Raw genomic sequence first — 20,005 nt, 5'->3', positions numbered from 1 at the left:
GGTTACCTGCCAAGGACGAACGCTCAGAGGATAAGCTTCAGCTATGTGCAGATTGTTCAGATTGTGAGGATTCATTCTTAGACCATCAGCAAAGAGGGATTGCCATGACCAAGGAAATACCCGGTCACGCCATCAGGCAGAACCGGAGCCAAGAAAGCGGGAAGGCAGGGGAGGGGCAAGCCAAACAGCCTGCCGGACCCGCATTCAAGCAGTTACAGGAGCAGTCGTCACAAGCGGATGGTACTGCATTCGAGCGGTTACCGGAGCAGTCGGCGCAAGCGACCGGACCCGCATTCGAGCGGTTACCGGAGCAGTCGGCGCAAGCGACCGGACCCGCATTCGAGCAGTTACCGGAGCAGTCGGCACAAGCGGATGGTACTGCATTCGAGCAGTTACCGGAGCAGTCGGCGCAAGCGGCCCGTCCTGCAAGGCCCGATCCCTCCGGAGAGGCAACCCCTGCTCCCCCGCTGCGCAGGGGCTACACGACAGGGGCCTGTGCCGCAGCGGCAGCCGCAGGTGCGGCCACCCTGCTCATTACAGGGGAGAGCCTGCCTGCGGTAGAGATTGATCTGCCGGCCGGCTTCCGTCATACCTTTGAGCTGACCGGCTGGCAGCGTACAGGATCACACACGGCAAGCTGTGCCACCGTCAAGGACGCCGGAGACGACCCGGATGCGACGCATCTGGCGTGGATCGAAGCGGCGGTGAGCTGGCAGGATCAGCCGGGCGTGGAGATTGACGGGGGCCGCGGTGTCGGCCGGGTGACGAAGCCGGGCCTGCCGGTAGGCGTGGGAGAAGCGGCGATTAACCCGGTCCCCCGGAGGATGATTCAGGAGGCGGTAACCGCCGTGCTGGAGGAGCACGGTGCAGCGCGGGGCCTTAGGGTAGTCATCAGCGTGCCGGAAGGCGAGAGCATCGCTCTTAAGACGCTGAATCCCCGGCTGGGTATTCTGGGCGGCATTTCCATCCTGGGCACGCGGGGTGTGGTGACGCCTTTCTCCACCGAAGCCTATAAGGCGAGCGTGGTTCAGGCCATCTCGGTGGCGGCTGCGGCGGGGAACCGGCAGATCGTGCTTACCACAGGCGGCAGCAGTGAGAAATACGCTATCGCGATGTTCGCGGAGCTTCGGGAGGAAGCTTTTATCCAGATGGGGGAATATGTAGGCTTCTCGCTGGAGCATGCGAAGGCTTACGGGATTGGGAAGGTTACCTTCGTCGGGATGGCCGGTAAATTCTCCAAGGTAGCTCAGGGGGCCATGCTGATTCACTCCAAGAACGCGCCCGTAGATTTCGGATTTCTGGCCTCCGTTGCGGCTGGTGCGGGAGCAACCCCGGAGCAGGTGCAGGAGATTGCTGCCGCCAACACAGCCTCACAGGTCGTGGACATGATGACTGAGGCGGGGAATCACGTTTTTTTCGAGCAGCTGTGCAGGCATGCCTGTGAACAGAGTCTGGCGCATATGAACGGAGGCATGATTGTGGAGATGGTGCTCATTACAATGAAGGGCCGGGTGCTGGGAAGGGCGGAGATTCATGGATAACCTGATTTATGTGATCGGGATCGGTGAGGATGGCGCCGGCGGCCTGACACCGGATAGCTTAAGCATAGTGAACAACAGCGAGGTGCTGCTGGGCGGCGAGCGGCAATTGAATTTTTTCAGCAGGTACAGAGGGGAGAAAATCGTCCTGCAAGGCGGCCTGAAGCCTTTTACAGACAAGCTGGAGAAGGTGTGGCGTGAGCGGCGGACGGTGGTGCTGGCCTCGGGGGACCCGTTCTTTTTTGGGATTGCCGGGTATCTCGTCCGCAGGTTCGGGCCGGAGCATGTGGAGGTGATCCCCCATTATAGCAGTGTGCAGCTTGCGTTTGCACGGCTTGGGGACAGCTGGCAGGATGCGGAGCTGATCAGTCTGCACGGGCGTCCCATTCAGGGACTGGCCCAGCGTATCGACGGCAAGCACAAAATTGCCCTGCTGACAGACGAGAACAACACCCCTGCGGTCATTGCCGCTTATCTGCAGGAGTTCGGGATGATGGAATATGAGGCGTTTATCTGTGAGCGGCTTGGCGGGGCGGAGGAAGTCTGCCGGTTCTGGACGCTGGAGGAGATGGTGACCAGGGAGTTCGCAGCGCTTAATGTCGTGATCCTGCGCCGTAAGCAGGAGGTCACTGCTCCTGTGCGGCGCGGCTTCGCCTATCCGGATGAGGAGTTCCGGCAGCGCAAGCCGGAGAAAGGCCTGATTACGAAGCGCGAGGTCCGCGCTCTGGTGCTGTCGGAGCTGAACCTGTCCGAGGATGCAGTCGTGTGGGACATCGGCTCCGGTTCGGGTGCGGTGGCTGCGGAATGCGCGCGGATCGCCAGACTCGGGAAGGTCTACGCGCTGGAGAAAAGTGCCGAGAACCTGCCCAACATGGCTGCGAACCGTCTGAAGTTCCGGGCGGATTTCCAGATCATTCAGGAGAAGGCGCCGCAGGGCCTGGCCGCTCTGCCTGACCCGGATGCCGTCTTCATCGGCGGCAGCGGGGGGGAGCTGGCGAACATTATTGCGCACAGCGCCGCCAGACTGCGCCCGGAGGGCCGGATTGTGGTGGGGGCGATCACGGTGGAGACGCTGCATGGCAGCATGGAGGCGCTTAAGGCCGCAGGACTGGCCTGCGAGGTGACGATGCTACAGGCGTCACGCGGCAAGCCGATTCTCGGCATGACCCGGTTCGACGGAATGAATCCCGTCTACGTGGTCAGCGGCCGGAGGCTTCATTAATCATCAGACAATAACGAAGGAGGAACCCGCAATGAAGACCAATGTAACTTCGCCGCGTGAGCAGGCTGCGGACGGACAGGAAATATCGTCAGGAGAAGCGGCCGGAACGCTGTGGACAGAAGCAGCGATGCAGGCGGCAAGTGCGTTATTTGACCCGCTGGATGCAGAAGAGCCGGAGCTGGAGGAACGGCTGACTCCCCGGGCGCTCGGAACGTTATACGGCGTAGGCGTTGGCCCCGGCGACCCGGAGCTGATTACGCTTAAGGCTTGCCGTCTGCTGCGGGAATGTCCGGTGATTGCCTACCCGGCAACCAAGAAGGGCGGCAAATCCTACGCCTATGAAATCATTGAGCTGCATGTAGACCCGCAGGACAAAATCATGCTCGGACTGGTCTTTCCGATGACGAAGGACCCGGAGCTGCTGGCCAGCGGCTGGACCCGTACGGTAGAGCTGTGCTGGGGAGAGCTGAGACAGGGCCGGGATGTGGCTTTTGTGACGGAAGGCGATCCTAATCTCTACAGCACCTTCATTCATCTGGCCCGGCTGATGCAGGAGCTGCATCCCGGTGTGCCGGTCATCTCGGTTCCGGGAATATCCTCGGTGCTGGGCGCGGCGGCTGCGCTGGAGCAGCCCCTGGCGGACGGCAATCAGCGGGTGGGGATCATCCCGGCTACGGACGACAGGGAGGCGCTTAGAGAAGCGCTGCTGCATCATGATACGGTGGTGTTCCTTAAGGTGGCCAAGGTGCTGGATGTGGTGCTGGATGTGCTGGAGGAGCTGGGCTTGTCCGGCCGCGCCTCGGTGGTGACCAAGGTCACCTCCCCCTATGAGACTGTCTGGCGCGATGCACGGGACCTGCGGGGCAAGGAAGTGGAGTACCTGAGTCTGATGGTGGTGAGCAAATGACGAATAAGCTGTTGGAGCCAAAAGTATATATTGTCGGTGCCGGACCCGGCGATCCCGAGCTAATTACGGTAAAAGGCAGCCGAATCTTGCGCTCCGCTGATCTGGTGCTCTATGCGGATTCGCTGGTCAGCGAGGAGCTGATCCGCAGCGCCAAGCCCGGTGCGCAGGTGCTTCAGAGCTCGGGCATGGATCTGGAGCAGCAGGTGGAGCTGATGACGCTTGCCGTGCAGTCCGGTCAAAGCGTAGCCCGCGTCCACACCGGAGACCCCGCCATGTACGGCGCGATTCTGGAGCAGATGTCGCTGCTGAAGCTCTGCGGCGTAAGCTATGAAATCGTGCCGGGCGTAAGCTCGGTTTTTGCCTCGGCGGCGGCGGTTGGCGCAGAGCTGACCGTGCCGGAGCTGACGCAGACGGTCATTCTGACCCGTGCGGAAGGGCGCACACCCGTGCCGGAGCGCGAGCAGCTGCGCAAGCTGGCGGAGCATCACTGCACGGTGGCGCTGTTTCTGAGTGCATCACTGGCCGGTCATGTGAGCAGTGAATTCCTGGCCGCAGGCTGGAGCCCGGAGACCCCGGTGGCGGTCGTGAAGCGGGCCACTTGGCCGGATCAGCAGATTCTGCGGACCACGGTTGAGAAGCTGGAGGCGGACCTGCAACAGGCTGGCATCACCATGCATGCCATGATCCTGGCCGGCTGGGCGCTGGACCCCGGACTGACGGACCGCGATCAGCACCGTTCCAAGCTGTATGACAAGACCTTCACCCACGGCTGCCGGGAAGGAATCGGCTCCGGTGAGTAAGCGGTATGCGGCTGTTGCCATTACGCGCAACGGGATAGAGCTGGCTGTGAAGCTTGGCGGGCGGCTTGGCGGGACTGAGGTCTTTGTCTATGCCAAGTATAGCGGCGGGCTGGAGGCGCGGAGCGGGGAGATCACTGTTTTTGACGGACCGGTCAGAGGGTTGCTGCCTAGGCTCTTCGGGAGCTATGAGGCGGTCATTCTGTTCTTCTCGCTGGGGGCGGCAGTCCGGCTGACGGCTCCGCTGCTGCGGGATAAAAGAACCGATCCTGCCGTCATCGTCATCGATGAGCGCGGGGAGCATGTCATCAGCATGCTCTCCGGCCATCTCGGCGGAGCGAATAAGCTGACACTGGAGATTGCGGAGCTGCTGGGCAGCCATCCGGTGATCACCACGGCTTCGGATGTGCAGGGCACCTTCGCTGTTGACCTGCTGGGCCGGGAGTACGGCTGGCGCGCGGACAGCTTCACCCCCATGAAGGGGGTTAGTGCTGCGCTCGTTAACGGGGAGCCGGTGGCCTGGGTGCAGGAGAGCGGGGAACGTGACTGGCTGCCGCCGGGTGCTGAGGTGCCGGAGCATGTCTCTATGTTCGCAAGCAGAGCTGAGCTTCGGCATAGCGGACGCAGCTTCAGTGCAGCGATTGTGGTAAGCGACCGGCTGGCGGAGGAACCGGAGGAGGACGCACCGGCAGGTACTACTCTGGCCGAGCACACTGTAGTGTATCGCCCGCGCAGTCTGGTGCTTGGACTCGGCTGTAACCGCGGGACGTCTGCGGAAGAGCTGGAAGCCGTGGTCCTGAACACGCTGAATGAGCTTCATCTGTCGCTCCATAGTGTGCGGAATGTGGCGACGGCCGGAATCAAGGGGGATGAAGCAGGGCTCTTGGCCTTGTGCGCCAAATACAGCTGGGAGCTGGTTCTGTACACCCCGGAGCAGCTCAACACAGTAGAACTGGACCATCCGTCTGAGGTGGTATTCAGGGCAACGGGGGCTTACGGTGTCTGTGAACCTGCTGCGCTGCTGTCTTCAGGTGCGCATTCGCTTCTGCAGCCTAAGCTCAAGAGCGGTAATGTCACCATTGCTGTAGCCCGGATTGACTATCCCGGAGAGAAGGAGGGGAAGAGCAGTGAATGAGCCAGGGAATGCAGCCGGATATGAAAAAGAGCCTGGATCAGCCCCCCGTGAGCCGCAGGCGCGTCCCCGCCTGGTCATCGCAGGCACAGGCAGCGGCTCGGGCAAAACAACGGTCACGCTGGGGCTGATGTGCGCTTTTGCCCGGCGGGGCCTGAAGGTTCAGGGCTTCAAATGCGGCCCTGACTATATCGATCCCGCCTATCACACTGCGGTCACAGGCTCTCCCTCGCGCAATCTGGACTCCTGGATGACTTCAAGCGCTTATCTGCAGGAGTATTTCCTGCAAGCCTCGGCACAGGCGGACCTGTCCGTCATTGAGGGCGTGATGGGGCTGTATGACGGTAAGGAGGATACGGCACTGACGGGATCAACGGCGGAGATCGCCATCCTGACCGCCAGCCCTGTGCTGCTGGTGGTCGATGTCCGCAGCATGGGGCGCAGTGCGGCGGCGATAGTGCTGGGCTTCCGGCAGTTGGAGCCGCAGGTGCGGATTGCCGCCGTTCTGGTGAACCGCTGCGGAAGCGAGGGTCACTACCGGTTAGTTAAGGCGGCCATTGAAGCAGCCTGCGGGATTCCCGTGGTCGGCTGGCTCCCCCGCGACAGCGGGCTGGACATCCCGGAGCGGCATCTGGGCCTGCTGCCCGCCGTGGAGCGCGGGGAGCTTGCGCCCTTGTTTGACCGTGCTGCCGACCTGCTGGAGCAAGGCACGGATCTGGAGCGGATGCTGGAGCTTGCTGCTGCCGCTCCTGCTGTGCCTGCCTGCGAGCAGACGCCGGACCAGCAAGTTCGCCCAGTTCCATATGATGCTGAACTTTGTAAATCCGCTGCGCCGATGATACATAAGACACAGGCAGGCCCGGCGGAGCCTGCCCCGGTCATTGCTGTAGCCCGGGACGCGGCATTTAATTTCTACTACGCCGATAATCTGGAGCTGCTTGCATGTGAAGGTGCGAGGCTGGTGTACTTCAGTCCGCTCAGCGGTGAAGGCATTCCGCCGGAAGCTGACGGCATCTATATCGGCGGCGGATTCCCTGAAGAATTCGCGGCGGTGATTGCCGCGAACCAGTTGTTCCTCGGCGGCCTGAGGACTGCCGCAGCCGCCGGAATGCCGCTGTATGCGGAGTGCGGCGGCTACATGGTGCTGGCCCGCAGTCTGACCGACCGCACCGGCATGGTGCATGAGATGGCCGGAATCATTCCGGCACACACCGTGATGCAGGAACGCCGGGTGGCGCTTGGGTACCGTGAAGTCACGGCACTTCACGACTGTCTGCTGCTTAGGCAGGGAGAGCGCCTGCGCGGCCATGAATTTCATTACTCCGTCATGAGCTATCCTGAGGGGGCAGCCTGGACCTATGCCTACGAGAGTATGGGCAGAGGGGGCTGCCAGCCTGAAGGCTACATCAGAGGAAGCATCATGGCTGCTTATGCGCATATCCATCTGGCCTCCCATCTCCCGGCAGCAGCCCGGCTTGTAGCAGCCTGCCGGGCCTATCGTGACCGCAAACAGACTGTGCAGCAGCATGATTCCGATTCCTGCAACCAACAAATGGAATAATGTATCTTAATTTATTGATTGTAACGGTGTACTCGGTAACAAGTGGAAAAACAACAGCTGATCATGTTACTTTTGGCTACTTGGGCTAAAATGGGCGGAATTAAGTGTTGTTTTTCCAAATGTTGTCCCAGCATCGGCCATTCGTTCATTAGCAGGTGTACAAAATCCAACGATCTCCCGTTCCCATTCAATCCAGCCTAAGCCTCATCAGCAAATCACTTGTTTAACCTGTATGTCAACCGCTTGTCATACATATAAGAGCCACGTATAATAGGATAAGAGAACGCTTTATCATTGCGCTGTGCCGGTCAACCGGCATATTTGTATCACGGAAATCTGTAGCTGTGCTAGAGAAATCTATCGCCGCCGTACTTAGAGAAATCTATCGTATCCGTGAGAGCGATCATCGTGTTAGGCAAATCTATTGAAGTTATGAGAAGCAACAGCATATGGATGCATCTGGAGAAGGGGGAACGCTGCAGTGAAATTGTTGGGAGCGATTGAAGCAGGGGGAACGAAGTTTGTATGCGGTATCGGGAATGAGGACGGGACGATTATCGACCGGGTGAGCTTTCCGACAGCCACTCCTCAGGAGACTATGGGCCAGGTAATGGATTATTTCAGCGGAAAATCAGTGGAGGCTATCGGGATCGGTTCCTTCGGACCGATTGATCCTGTTATCGGCAGCCCCACCTATGGATATATTACAACCACACCTAAGCCGCATTGGGGCGGGTATAATCTGGTGGGAGCCGTGGAGGAGCAATTCCAGGTTCCTATCGGCTTTGATACCGATGTGAACGGTGCAGCGCTGGGCGAGTACACCTGGGGAGCAGCGCAAGGGCTGGACAGTTGTCTCTATATCACGGTGGGCACCGGGATTGGTGCCGGTGCTGTGGTAGGCGGGAAGCTTGTTCACGGGCTGTCCCACCCGGAGATGGGCCATATTCTGGTCCGTCGTCATCCCGAGGACCACTACGAAGGCTTCTGCCCTTATCACGGCGATTGTCTGGAGGGTCTGGCGGCAGGTCCAGCCATCGGCAAGCGCTGGGGTAAGCCGGCGGGCGAGCTGCCTGCGGATCATCCGGCCTGGGCGATGGAGGCCCACTATCTGGCCCATGCTCTTATGAACTATGTGCTGATCCTCTCGCCGCAGAAGATCGTAATGGGCGGCGGTGTGATGAAGCAGAGCCAGCTCTTCCCGCTGATCCATGCCAAGCTGCAGGAGCTGCTCGGCGGATATGTGCAGCATCCGGCGCTCAATGAAGAGATTGGCAGCTATATTGTGCCTCCGCAGCTTGGAGATAACGCCGGTCTGTCGGGCGCACTGGGTCTGGCCAAGCTGGCTTTGGACCGCAAGTAGGATCTTCTGTCAAAAAGACATTGACTGTTACGTAATATATGGTATTCTAGTTTCTAACAGTATAGCATTTAAGAGGAAGCACCTCTTTCACGAATGTCGTGGGAGAGGTGCTTTTTTGCGTTCAAATATATCATGCGTACTGTAAGACGACGAAAGTAGGGATTTATATGCAAATCGTATTTATGAACCGTTTGTGCAAAAGATCAGGAGTGGACGAAGAGATTTTTGCTCAGCTATGGATTGGAGAGGAAGAGGGGCAGTGGCGTCTGGGCTGGCGCGATTTCTCCGGGGAACAGGAGACGGACGACAGCCTGTGGTATGAAGGCGGATCATGGAATGAGATGCTGTGTGTATACCGGCACGAGCTTGCCGTGAAGATGGGGGAAGGCTACCGCCCGCTGATTGACGGGGTATTTCATGACGAGGATAACCTCAGCAGCCGCAGCCAGGAGCAGCTTAAGCTGCAGTATTTCAGTGAGCAATACGGGAATGAAGCCATCTTCGAGGAGCTGTGCTCCTGGCGCAGGGGGAAGGCTTCCAGTGAACGGAAGGCGCCTTATATCCTGGCCAGCAACCGTCTGCTGCGCATGATCAGCGCATTTCTTCCCCGTACGGAGGAGGAGCTGCTGCAGCTTCCGGGTGTGGGTGAAGGCAAAGTTTCACAGTATGGTGCAGACTGGCTTAGCATCACCGCGGCGGCTGAGCGTGAGCATGATTTTCCGCTAAGCTGGGTGAATCATGCAATAGACGAAGAGAGCTTCGTATCCTGGCACTATAAGCAGAAGGAGCTTAAGTACAAGAAGCAGCTGGAGCGGCTGAGACTGCGGCGCGTTCTATTACAGGGGATCGAGGAGGGGCAAGGGATGGAGCAGCTCAGGGCACTTAGCGGAGTTTCCCGCCGTGAAGTGCTTGAAGTATTGGAAGAGCTGGAGAAGGACGGCTACTCGGCCGAGAAGCTCATTGCCCTGGAGCTGAGTGAAGTGAGCCCCGAAGAACAGAACAATATTTGGACAGCCTATGAACTGATCGGCGACAACTTCCTGAAGCCTGTCCTCTACAAAGCCTACGGTGACAACTTCGTACCTGCTGACGGACTTGATCTGTATTATGAACGCCTGCGGCTGATCCGCATCCGCTTCCGGCGGGAGCATCCGGCGGCGCTTGGAATGGCTGCCCCTTTGTAAGAGGGTGACTGACGGCCTGCATCACTCCCAATCTGCGGTCCTGGTAACCGGAGCTCCTGATCGGCGCAGACGCATTACATACTGGTGACATACCAAAAAGACGAAGGCTCTCCGAGTCCCGGTAGCCGGGTATACGGTGCCTTCGTCCTTCGTATTCGTCCGCTCTGCTTCATAGCCACTCCTTTTTACGGAAGATAATGAGCATTCCGCAGCCTAGCGTCACCATGACGGCAATGACGCCATAGTAGCCGTACTCGGTGTGGATCTCCGGGATATTGTCAAAGTTCATGCCGTAGATCCCGGTAATCACGGTCAGCGGCATGAATATAGTGGTAATCGCCGTAAATACACGCATGATTTCATTGGCGCGGTTCGCAATACTGGACTGATAAGCTTCGCGCAAGTTGCCCATGAGATCGCGGTATGTTTCGAAGGTCTCAGAGATCTTGACCGCATTCTCATAGATATCGCTGAAATACTTCTGCAGCTGATCGTCGATCAGACGAAGATCCTTTTTGTTGAGCGTGTTGATAACTTCCTTCTGCGGGCCGAGCATCTTCTTCAGCCAGAGAATCTCACTGCGCAGACCGATGATCTCGCTCAGATGCGATTTCTTGGTATGCATGAGGATGTCTTCCTCGAGCTTCTCGATCCGCGCTTCAATCCGGTCACCGACCGAGAAGAAGTTGTCGACAACGAGGTCGATCAGCAGATACAGGAAGCGGTCAGGCGTACTGACCTCCTGCTCCCACAGTACGGGCTTCAGGACACGCAGCTCATGGATCTTCTGCTTCGTAACGGTAATAATATAATGTCTGCCAAGGAATACGTTGAGCGCACGGAGGAAGATTTCCTCATCATCGAACCGGATGCTGTTCACCACGATGAAATAATGACTCTCATAAATCTCCAGCTTCGGACGCTGATCCTCTTCACTCAGACAGTCTTCCACAGCCAGATCATGCAGGCCGTATATAGGCTGAAGCTCTACAAGGTCCTCCACATCCGCATCAATCCAGTAGAACCCCTCGGCAGGGGCGGTTAAAGTTTCTTCAATATTGTCAATAGGCGTAAAAACCCCTGCATTCACCAGCCGGATTTTCATCTGATTCACTCCTTATGTCCCTGGTCTTCTCCAGGGGTATGCTAATTTCAGCACACGGAAAAAATCAGCTTGGCCGGTGGTACAATCATGGATGAAGGCCAAAAGACGGTCCGAGAGCATGAAGAAAAAGGGCTCCCGCCGCCGGCAAGCTGATGTTAATCCTGTGTGGTTGTTCATTCTGCACGCTTATTCGCGAGCCCGGGTCGCCTTCCATTGTTCTCTCACCTCTTCTTTTCGCCGTTTTTGGGTTTGAAACACTTGTCTAGTATAACGCCGGGATATGGCTCTTACAAGAGAAATTGTTTTCTGTCATAAGGCCCCTTCAGCATTGTATGGACTTGACGAAAAGGAGGTTCATGATTTAAAGTGAAATTTAAGAAAAAGCATCGTTCAGATGCTTAAGGTTATTCAACTGAATACAGCTAAATCTTATCAAGAGCAGGTGGAGGGACTAGCCCGATGAAACCCGGCAACCGGCGTGTGAACGCACGGTGCTAATTCTTGCGGAAGCTTTGCAGGGCGTTATTCGTCCGGCGGAAGTTCTCTGGCAGATGAGAGAGGCGCATATGACTGCATGATATGACCTTTCTCGCCCGGGAAAGGTCTTTTTTCGCTACCCTGCCTCAGGTTGAACCACCAAGTGGAACCCCATTTCAGTTAAGGAGTGAACAGCAATGCCTATCAAAATTCCCGACAGCCTGCCGGCCAAAGAAGTGTTATCCGGTGAGAATATTTTTGTAATGGATGAAAGCCAGGCCTTCCATCAGGATATCCGTCCTCTGCGGATCGCCATCCTGAATCTGATGCCTACCAAAGAAACTACTGAGACCCAGCTGCTGCGCCTTATCGGGAATTCCCCGCTTCAGGTGGATGTTGTTCTGCTTCATCCCAGCTCCCATACGTCGAAGAATACTTCGGCTGAGCATTTGAAGAGCTTTTACAAAACCTTTGATGAGATCAGCCACCGCCGGTTCGACGGCTTGATTGTAACAGGCGCTCCCGTAGAACAGCTGGAGTTCGAGGATGTGAACTACTGGGAGGAGCTGAAAGTGATTTTTGAGTGGAGCAAGCAGAATGTAACCTCGACCATGCACATCTGTTGGGCGGCACAGGCAGGACTGTACCATCACTTCGGCGTGCGCAAGGTGAGTCTGCCGGACAAATGCTTCGGAGTGTTTCCGCATACAATGAGCCATAATAATGTCAAGCTGCTGCGCGGCTTCGATGAAGTGTTCCATGTTCCGCATTCCCGCCATACCGACGTCTCCCGTGAAGATATTGAGCAGAACCCGGAGCTGCAGATTCTGGCAGAATCCGAGGAAGCCGGGGTGTACCTGGTGGCTACGCATGACGGGAAGCAGATTTTTGTCACCGGACATTCGGAATATGATCCCTTCTCTCTGAAATGGGAGTATGACCGGGATATCGCCAAGGGGATGGAGGTTGCCCTGCCGAAGCACTATTATCCCAAGGATGATCCGACGCGTACTCCGCCGGCAGTCTGGCGCGCCCATGCCAACTTATTATTCGCTAATTGGCTCAATTACTATGTATACCAGGAGACTCCTTACGATATCGGGGCATTTATCTGAGAGGTTGACTTATTCTTAATAGAAGTAATTAATCAGGAGGCAATGGAGATGGATGAGAAACTGAGAATTGAGAGCAGACTGGCACAGATTGGTTCGATGGAGGACCCCGCCACCGGGGCCATTAATTACCCGATTTATCATGCGACGGCTTTCCGTCACCCTAGACTTGGGCAGAGTACAGGCTTTGACTACATCCGCACCAAAAATCCTACCCGCTCTGTCCTCGAAGAAGCGGCAGCGGCCCTGGAATCCGGGGATGCCGGCTTCGCCTGCGCTTCCGGTATGGCTGCACTGACTACGGTGTTCACCTTGTTTGGACAAGGGGACCATCTCATTGTATCGCTGGACTTGTACGGCGGTACTTACCGGCTGCTGGAACGGATTCTCTCCAAATACGGCATCAGCGCCTCCTATGTAGATACGAATGATCTGGATGGACTGGAAGCGGCCCGCCAGCCGGGCACGAAGGCTGTATTCATTGAGACGCCGACCAACCCGCTGATGATGATAACGGATGTCGAAGCCGTATGTACCTGGGCCCGCCGTCACGGGCTGCTCACGATTGTAGACAATACGCTGCTGACTCCGTTCTTCCAGCGCCCGCTGGAGCTTGGAGCAGATATCGTGGTTCACAGTGCGACTAAGTACCTGGGCGGGCATAACGATGTGCTGGCGGGTCTGATCGTGACCAAGGGAGCAGAATTGTCGGCTGAAATGGCTGTCCTGCATAACTCCCTGGGAGCGGTTCTCGCGCCGAATGACAGCTACCAGCTGATGAAGGGGATGAAGACCCTCGCGCTGCGCATGGAGCGGCATGAGAGCAACGCTCTGGCTATTGCCCGTTATCTGCAGGAGCATCCGGCGATTGCCGAGGTCTTCCACCCGGGCCTGCCTGATCATCCGGGCTATGCCATCCAGAACCGCCAGTCCTCCGGCAACACGGGAATCTTCTCCTTCAAGGTAAAAGAGGCCAGCTATGTGGAGCCGCTGCTCCGCCATATCCGGCTGATCGCCTTCGCCGAGAGTCTGGGCGGTGTTGAATCGCTGATGACCTATCCGGCGATACAGACCCACGCCGATATTCCGGCTGAAATCCGCGATGCGGTCGGTGTGGATGACCGGCTGCTGCGCTTCTCTGTCGGCATAGAGCATGTAGATGATCTGATCGCTGATCTGGGACAGGCCCTGGAGGCCGCCCGGAGCGAGCTGGAATAAGGCACCGCCGGACCCGCCAGGCTGTGCAGCAACCGCAGAACGTACAAGCAGCAGTGCCTTCGGGCGCTGCTGTTTAATTTTGTATGGGACAAGGGAAATTATCCGTCCTGCGATGCGAAACATTTTTCAAGAACAGCCGATTGTGATACGATGGGAGAACGGACTATTTTTATTTCAAATTGTATTTATCTCATAGACTTCATAGATGAAGAGGAGGCCGTCAACAGTGAGTGCAGTCGATCTTATACTGGATAAGGCACTGAAAGGTGAACGTCTTCAGTTGGAAGATACGGTCACATTGTTCGAGAGCAATGAAATTGAGAAAATGGGCGCTGCCGCAGATATTATTATGAAGCGCTGGCACCCGGAGCCGGTGACGACATTCGTCATCGGCCGCAATATTAACTACACCAATGTATGTGATGTCTATTGCCGCTTCTGCGCCTTCTACCGCAGACCCGGTTCGGAGGAAGGCTATGTGCTTCCCGATGAGACAATCTATCAGAAGATTGCTGAGACCATGAGCGTGAACGGAACTGAGATTCTGATGCAGGGCGGTACGAATCCCAACCTGCCGTTCAGCTATTATACGGATATTCTGCGCGGCATCAAGCAGCGGTTCCCGGAGATTACCATGCATTCCTTCTCACCAGCTGAGATTATGAAAATGGTTGAGGTCTCCGGCCTGCCGCTGGAACAGGTCATGCGTGAGATTCATGCTGCAGGCCTCGATTCCCTGCCCGGCGGTGGCGCAGAGATTCTCGATGACCGCACCCGCCGCAAGATCAGCCGGCTCAAGGGCTCCTGGCGTGAGTGGATGGACGTCATGCAGACCGCACACCGGATCGGTATGAATACAACGGCCACGATGGTCATTGGTCTGGGTGAGACTATGGAAGAACGGGCGCTGCATCTGCTTCGTGTCCGTGAAGCCCAGGACGAATGCATTGCGAACAAATATGATTCCGAAGGCTTCCTGGCGTTCATCTCCTGGACCTTCCAGCCGGATAATACGAACCTGAAGCTGGACCGCCAGACCCCTGAGGAATACCTGAAGACCGTAGCCATCAGCCGCCTGGTGCTGGACAATATTAAGAACTTCCAGTCCTCCTGGGTAACGATGGGTCCTGAAGTAGGCAAGCTCTCCCTGCAATACGGCTGCAATGACTTCGGCAGCACGATGATTGAGGAGAACGTAGTCTCCTCGGCGGGCGCGACCTACAAGGTCAACATCGAGTCGATCACCCAGCTCATCCGTGAAGCGGGCAAGATCCCGGCGCAGCGCAACACGCGCTATGACATCCTGCGGACGTTCGAGGATGCGAATGCCAAGATTGACAATGATTTTGTGATGCAGAATTAGAATATAGCTATTACCAACAGATCAATAACGGGGCTGTGCTACCTATAGGTAGCACAGCCCCGTTATGTTTTTTGGAAACTATTGTTTCCTCCAGTTCCGAACAAGAAGTATATCAATGCTAAAACTACGCGAAAACCGAATAGCAATCGTTACAGCGTCATGTAGCTAATGTATACGAAAAACAGCATACATTGTGTTCACTTGCAGGCATATGACCGAATGTATGCGGAAAACAACATACATTGTGCTTGCTCACAGGCATATGGCCCTAATGTATGCGGAAAACAGCATACATTGTGCTCGCACGCAGGCGCATAACCCGAATGTATGTGAAAAACAGCATATATTGAGCTGGATTTCCAGGTAATCCCATTGTATTGGATTTTCGTTGTTTTTGTCATAGAGTTGTAAAATTTAATCGGTATATTTTACAAAATTCGCTGAATTAATGTGAGATTTTACACAACAATTTATAAGAGTTAATGGAATTTGATAGATTCATAGGGAAGGCTATGATACAATTTTTCGGACAGTGGTAGAATAATCTAGCAATCACAGGGAGGAAATTAGATTTATGGGAGAGAGAAGATGGAACAAGCCGATAGCTTCTTTATTGGCTACCACAGTTCTGGCAGCACAGATGCTGGGCGGAGTATTCAATGTTCCTGTGCTGGCGGCAGGAAAGGCTGAGGCTTCTCCGGTGATTAATCCGGGAACCATTAATTTACGCTTGATGAGCACCACTGATGTTCATACGAACGTATATGGATGGGACTATTTCAAGGGTGCCGCCTCTGCGACTGTAGGTCTGGACCGTACTTCAACCTTGGTAAAGGCTGCACGCAATGATCCAGAGGGCGAGTACAACCTTTTGCTGGATAATGGCGATTTGATTCAAGGGACACCACTGGGAACGTATATGGCCCAAGTGTCTGATTTCAAGACCAGTGAAGACCAGATTCATCCGATCATAGCAGCTATGAACCTCATGGGTTATGATGCAGCAACCTTCGGCAATCATGAATTCAATTATGGATTGGATTATCTGGACCGGACCGTTAAAGGCAATGTAAACAGCGCAACTTATAAGGAGTCTACGGGAGCGAAGTTCCCTTATGTGAATGCAAATATTTATAATGTGTCCGATAATAATAATACATTTGAACCTTATAAAATCATCGATAAAGAGGTAAAGGACAGCAACGGCAACACCGTTACCATTAAAGTCGGCCTCCTGGGTCTGGTTACTCCGCAGATCATGGAGTGGGACAAGGTGAACCTGGAGCAAAAGGTTATTGCCAAAGATATTGTGGAAACGGCGAAGAAGTTTGTTCCTGAAATGAAGACGGCTGGTGCGGACGTTATCGTCGCCATGACTCATTCCGGGTTCGACGCTGCTGCCGCAGAAGGAACCGGAGCAGAGAATGTCATTAACCTGCTGAGCAAGGTTCCCGGCATTGATGCCATTACCTTCTCGCATACCCACAAGGTATTCCCGACGAACGGCGTTGACAGCGCGCTGGATGCTTCCTTCAAAGATCCGTCCACCAAGAAACCTTACAATAATGATGTAGCTAAGGTAGATAACGTTAACGGACACATCAATGGGACTCCGGCAGTACAAGCAGGCTATGGCGGTGGTTACCTGGGCCTTATCGATCTGAAAATCGCCCAGAACAGCAGCGGCAAGTGGACAGTAGACAAAGCAGCTTCCAAGGCTTCTACGCGCTCTATTGCTGGCGCAGCCATTGACACTGCTATTGACGATCTTGCCGGAGCAGCACATCAAGCTACGATTGATTATGTGAATCAACCGCTTGGTGTAACATTTGCGCCGATGAACAGCTATTTTGCTATGGTGCAGGATGATCCGACAGTCCAGATCGTAACCTATGCCCAGCAGCAGTATGTATCTAACTTGATTCATACGAACGAGAATCTGGCCGGGTATAGAAACCTGCCGATCCTGAGCGTTGGTGCGCCATTCAAGGCTGGACGCAACGGACCTGAGGAGTATACAGACATCAAGAAAGGCAACCTTACGATTGCCAGTGCAAGCGATCTGTATCTGTATGACAACACGCTGAAGGCGATTGTAGTGAAAGGTTCGACCGTCAAAGAATGGGTAGAGATGAGCGCAGGAGCGTTCAACCGCATTAAGCCGACCATCTCCACGCCTCAGCCGCTTTTGAATTCAGCATTTGCTGTGTTCAATTTCGATGTGATTGACGGCATCCAATATACACTTGATGTCACACGCAATGCGAAGTACAAACCCGATGGCAGCATCAACGATCAGTCCTCCAGCCGGGTAACCTCCATTACTTATGGCGACAAGCCACTGGATCTGGATCAGGACTTCGTGGTCGTTACCAACAACTACCGTGCAAGCGGCGGAGGAAACTTCCCGGGTGTCAAAGGCGCTAACATGATCATTGATTCCCAGATGGAGAACCGCCAGGTGCTGATGGATTACATCAAGGAAGCGGGAACCGTTGATCCTACCGCAGACAACAACTGGTCGATTGCACCTATTGAAGGCAATGTTACTGTAACATTCCCGTCTTCACCCAAAGCAGCAGCAGTCGCTCCTGCAAACATTACTGCTACGGGAACTCAAGATGTCAATAAATTTGAAATCTACAACCTTGATTTGAAAAAAGCTCCTCCAGTCCCAACAGGAGATGTTGAAGTCCATCTGCTGGGCATTAATGACTTCCACGGCCAACTGGACACTACCTCGGTGGTGAATGGGGAAGCAGTAGGCACAGCGGCTACACTTGCGGCTTATTTGAAGGAAGCCCGTGCCAAATATGAGCACTCGCTGCTGTTCCATAACGGCGACTCTGTGGGCGCATCCGCTCCGGTATCTTCGCTGGAACGCGACAAGCCTACAATGGAATGGATGAACCTCATGAAGTTCGACGTCGGCACCCTGGGCAACCATGAATTTGACCAAGGTGTTGAGGCGATGAAGGCTCAAATCTATGGCGGTAAAGACCCTAAGAACGAGAAAGTCGTCCATAACGGCGCAGATTTCGATTATATCAATGCCAACGCAGTAGACAGTACTACTGGCAAACCTATTATCACCCCTTATGTTGTAAAAGAAGTTGGCGGCGTGAAGATCGGCTTCATCGGAGTTGTGACCAAAGCAACGCCAAGCAAAGTATCGCCAGCCGGTACAGCCGGTGTGAAGTTCCTGAGTGCTGAGGAAGAGGTCGCGGCGATTGAGAAATATGCGGCCGAGCTGAATGCTCAAGGCGTCAAGACGATCGTGGTGCTTGCCCATGATCCGGCAACAACCAAGACTGATCCGGTTACCAAAAAGAATGTATCCACCGGCGAAGCTGTAGATCTGGCTAATGCGCTTCCTGCCAATTCCCCGGTTGATGTGATCGTAGCCGGAGACAATCATGGCTATGCCAATGATACAGTGAACGGTAAGCTGATCGTTCAGGCTTACTCTTACGGAACAGCTTTCGAAGACATTAAGCTGGTGATTGACGGAGCTACAGGTACAGTGAAGAGTAAAACAGCTACTGTAACGAACACGGTTCAGAGTAAAATCGCACCGGATGCCGAAACTAAGGCGTTGGTGGACTACTATTTGAATCTTCACCCTGAGCTGACTCAGCCTGTAGGAACTACTGACGGTACAATTACCCGTACAGATGCCTACACTAAGGAATCAGCATTGGGTAATCTGATTGCAGATGCGATGCGCAGCGCTGATTTCGAAGACGGTTCTACGGTTCCTGCTGATTTCGCCTTCATGAACCCGGGCGGTATCCGTGCGGATCTTCCGAAGGGTAATGTAGCGTTCGGCGATCTGGCGAAGATTCAGCCATTCGGCAACACGCTGGTGAAGCTGACGCTGACCGGTCAGCAGATCAAGACTCTGCTGCAGCAGCAATGGGCGGTTAAGGCTGACGGCACCGCAGACACGAAGACACTGCAAATCTCAGGTCTGAAATATACAGCCAACATGTATCTGCCGGTTGCAGAGCGTGTGGCTAACCTGACCAAGACAGACGGAACACCTATTGAAATGTCGAAGAGCTACACGGCTGTAGTCAATAACTTCATGGCTGCGGGCGGCGATAATTACAAGGTATTGACTGAGGCGAGCGCTTCGCTGGCCGGACCGATTGACCTGAATGTATTCTATGAATATATCGTCAAAACATTCAACGGCGGTGCGATCACGGCTGCCATTGAAGGCCGGATCACTAATGTGGAGAAAGACCCTGGAACAGCTACTCCAAGTCCTAGTCCTAGCTCTACCCCTGGTACTGGATATAACCCGGGACCGGTTGTAACAGCAACGCCTAAGCCGACAGCTACACCATCGGCTACGCCAGCAGCCTCTGCTACACCAGCTCCTGTGGCTACACCGGCACCTACAGCAACTCCTGCTGTACCTGTTGTAGCCTTCAAGGATCTGGGCAAGGTAGCCTGGGCCGCAGATGCCATTAATGTATTGGCAGCCAAAGGCATTATCAAAGGAATGGACGGCACAAACTTTGCACCCATGAAAAGTGTAACCCGTGCAGAATTCGTAACCATGCTGGTTCGTTCACTTGATTTGAGCAATTCGGCTTCACCTGCGAAATTCAGCGATGTGAAGCAGGGAGTCTGGTACTCGGGTACGATTGCTGCGGCTGTCAATGCAGGTCTTGTAAAAGGCTCCGGCAACGGTAAATTCGAGCCGGGCCGTGAGATTACCCGCGAGGAAATGGCGATTATGATCGCGAATGCCCTTAAGGGTCAGCTGCAGCCGGTTGATGCTGCAACGTTGAATAAATTCACGGATAAGGGCAAGATTGCCCCTTACGCTCAGCAGGCAGTGGCACAGCTGACTCAGATGGGTATCGTCAACGGTGTGGATGCCAAGCAGTTCGCACCGAAGAGCATGGCCAACCGTGCTCAGGCTGCGGTCATTATCTTCCGTATGCTGGAGAACAAAGCTTCATAAGTTAAAGTTTCATGATCATGTGATCATGAAATGATAATCAATCAGAGG

The 20,005-nt window shown here is 55.0% G+C and carries 13 protein-coding genes and 1 riboswitch; of the genes, 12 read left to right on the top strand and 1 reads right to left on the bottom strand.

The annotated features are described in order from the left end of the window. Positions 1-467: 467 nt before the first annotated feature. From NSS64_RS19740 to NSS64_RS19705, 8 genes are all read left to right on the top strand, one after another. The gene (locus NSS64_RS19740; RefSeq protein ID WP_341142851.1) at positions 468-1,541 is read left to right on the top strand and encodes a cobalt-precorrin-5B (C(1))-methyltransferase; all 1,074 of its coding nucleotides are present in this window, start codon (positions 468-470) and stop codon (positions 1,539-1,541) included. Continuing rightward, complete coding sequence (gene cbiE, locus NSS64_RS19735; RefSeq protein ID WP_340991905.1) at positions 1,534-2,760, top strand: precorrin-6y C5,15-methyltransferase (decarboxylating) subunit CbiE; 1,227 nt, start codon at positions 1,534-1,536, stop codon at positions 2,758-2,760. The genes NSS64_RS19740 and cbiE overlap by 8 nt, the downstream gene beginning before the upstream one ends. Positions 2,761-2,791: 31 nt before the next feature. Further along, the gene (gene cobI, locus NSS64_RS19730; protein WP_341141242.1) at positions 2,792-3,667 is read left to right on the top strand and encodes a precorrin-2 C(20)-methyltransferase; all 876 of its coding nucleotides are present in this window, start codon (positions 2,792-2,794) and stop codon (positions 3,665-3,667) included. Beyond that, positions 3,664-4,467: a precorrin-4 C(11)-methyltransferase gene (gene cobM, locus NSS64_RS19725; protein WP_341141241.1), complete on the top strand. Its 804-nt coding sequence runs from the start codon at positions 3,664-3,666 to the stop codon at positions 4,465-4,467. The genes cobI and cobM overlap by 4 nt, the downstream gene beginning before the upstream one ends. After that, positions 4,460-5,599 carry a cobalt-precorrin 5A hydrolase gene (locus NSS64_RS19720; RefSeq protein WP_341141240.1) on the top strand — a complete coding sequence of 380 codons (1,140 nt, stop codon included), beginning with the start codon at positions 4,460-4,462 and terminating at the stop codon, positions 5,597-5,599. Before cobM ends, NSS64_RS19720 begins: the two co-directional genes overlap by 8 nt. 70 nt (positions 5,600-5,669) lie before the next feature. Then, positions 5,670-7,157, top strand: a complete 1,488-nt coding sequence (locus NSS64_RS19715; protein WP_341142850.1) for a cobyrinate a,c-diamide synthase — start codon at positions 5,670-5,672, stop codon at positions 7,155-7,157. 481 nt (positions 7,158-7,638) lie between these two features. Continuing rightward, complete coding sequence (locus NSS64_RS19710) at positions 7,639-8,520, top strand: ROK family protein (RefSeq protein ID WP_076079761.1); 882 nt, start codon at positions 7,639-7,641, stop codon at positions 8,518-8,520. Positions 8,521-8,687: 167 nt separating this feature from the next. Then, positions 8,688-9,704, top strand: coding sequence for an HRDC domain-containing protein (locus tag NSS64_RS19705; protein ID WP_341141239.1), 1,017 nt, complete (start codon positions 8,688-8,690; stop codon positions 9,702-9,704). Between the two features lie 169 nt (positions 9,705-9,873). On the opposite strand, the gene corA is transcribed toward NSS64_RS19705, so the two are convergent. Then, a complete protein-coding gene (corA, locus tag NSS64_RS19700; protein ID WP_036696789.1) occupies positions 9,874-10,809 on the bottom strand; it encodes a magnesium/cobalt transporter CorA in 936 nt (311 codons plus the stop codon). Positions 10,810-11,235: 426 nt separating this feature from the next. Beyond that, a riboswitch (SAM riboswitch) is annotated at positions 11,236-11,367 on the top strand. 116 nt (positions 11,368-11,483) lie between these two features. Between corA and metA the strand changes: the two genes are divergently transcribed. From metA to NSS64_RS19680, 4 genes are all read left to right on the top strand, one after another. Beyond that, positions 11,484-12,401, top strand: coding sequence for a homoserine O-acetyltransferase MetA (metA, locus tag NSS64_RS19695; protein ID WP_340942568.1), 918 nt, complete (start codon positions 11,484-11,486; stop codon positions 12,399-12,401). 48 nt (positions 12,402-12,449) lie between these two features. Then, positions 12,450-13,616 carry an aminotransferase class I/II-fold pyridoxal phosphate-dependent enzyme gene (locus NSS64_RS19690; RefSeq protein ID WP_341141238.1) on the top strand — a complete coding sequence of 389 codons (1,167 nt, stop codon included), beginning with the start codon at positions 12,450-12,452 and terminating at the stop codon, positions 13,614-13,616. 226 nt (positions 13,617-13,842) lie between these two features. Further along, the gene (gene mqnC, locus NSS64_RS19685; RefSeq protein WP_340755444.1) at positions 13,843-14,979 is read left to right on the top strand and encodes a cyclic dehypoxanthinyl futalosine synthase; all 1,137 of its coding nucleotides are present in this window, start codon (positions 13,843-13,845) and stop codon (positions 14,977-14,979) included. Positions 14,980-15,553: 574 nt separating this feature from the next. Next, complete coding sequence (locus tag NSS64_RS19680) at positions 15,554-19,957, top strand: bifunctional 2',3'-cyclic-nucleotide 2'-phosphodiesterase/3'-nucleotidase (RefSeq protein ID WP_341141237.1); 4,404 nt, start codon at positions 15,554-15,556, stop codon at positions 19,955-19,957. Positions 19,958-20,005: the final 48 nt, after the last annotated feature.

The sequence above is a fragment of the Paenibacillus sp. FSL H8-0122 genome, from assembly GCF_038005345.1.
Taxonomy (GTDB): domain Bacteria; phylum Bacillota; class Bacilli; order Paenibacillales; family Paenibacillaceae; genus Paenibacillus_AQ.
The sequence above is the reverse complement of the archived record's forward strand: the minus strand, read 5'-3'. Positions and strand labels throughout refer to the sequence as shown.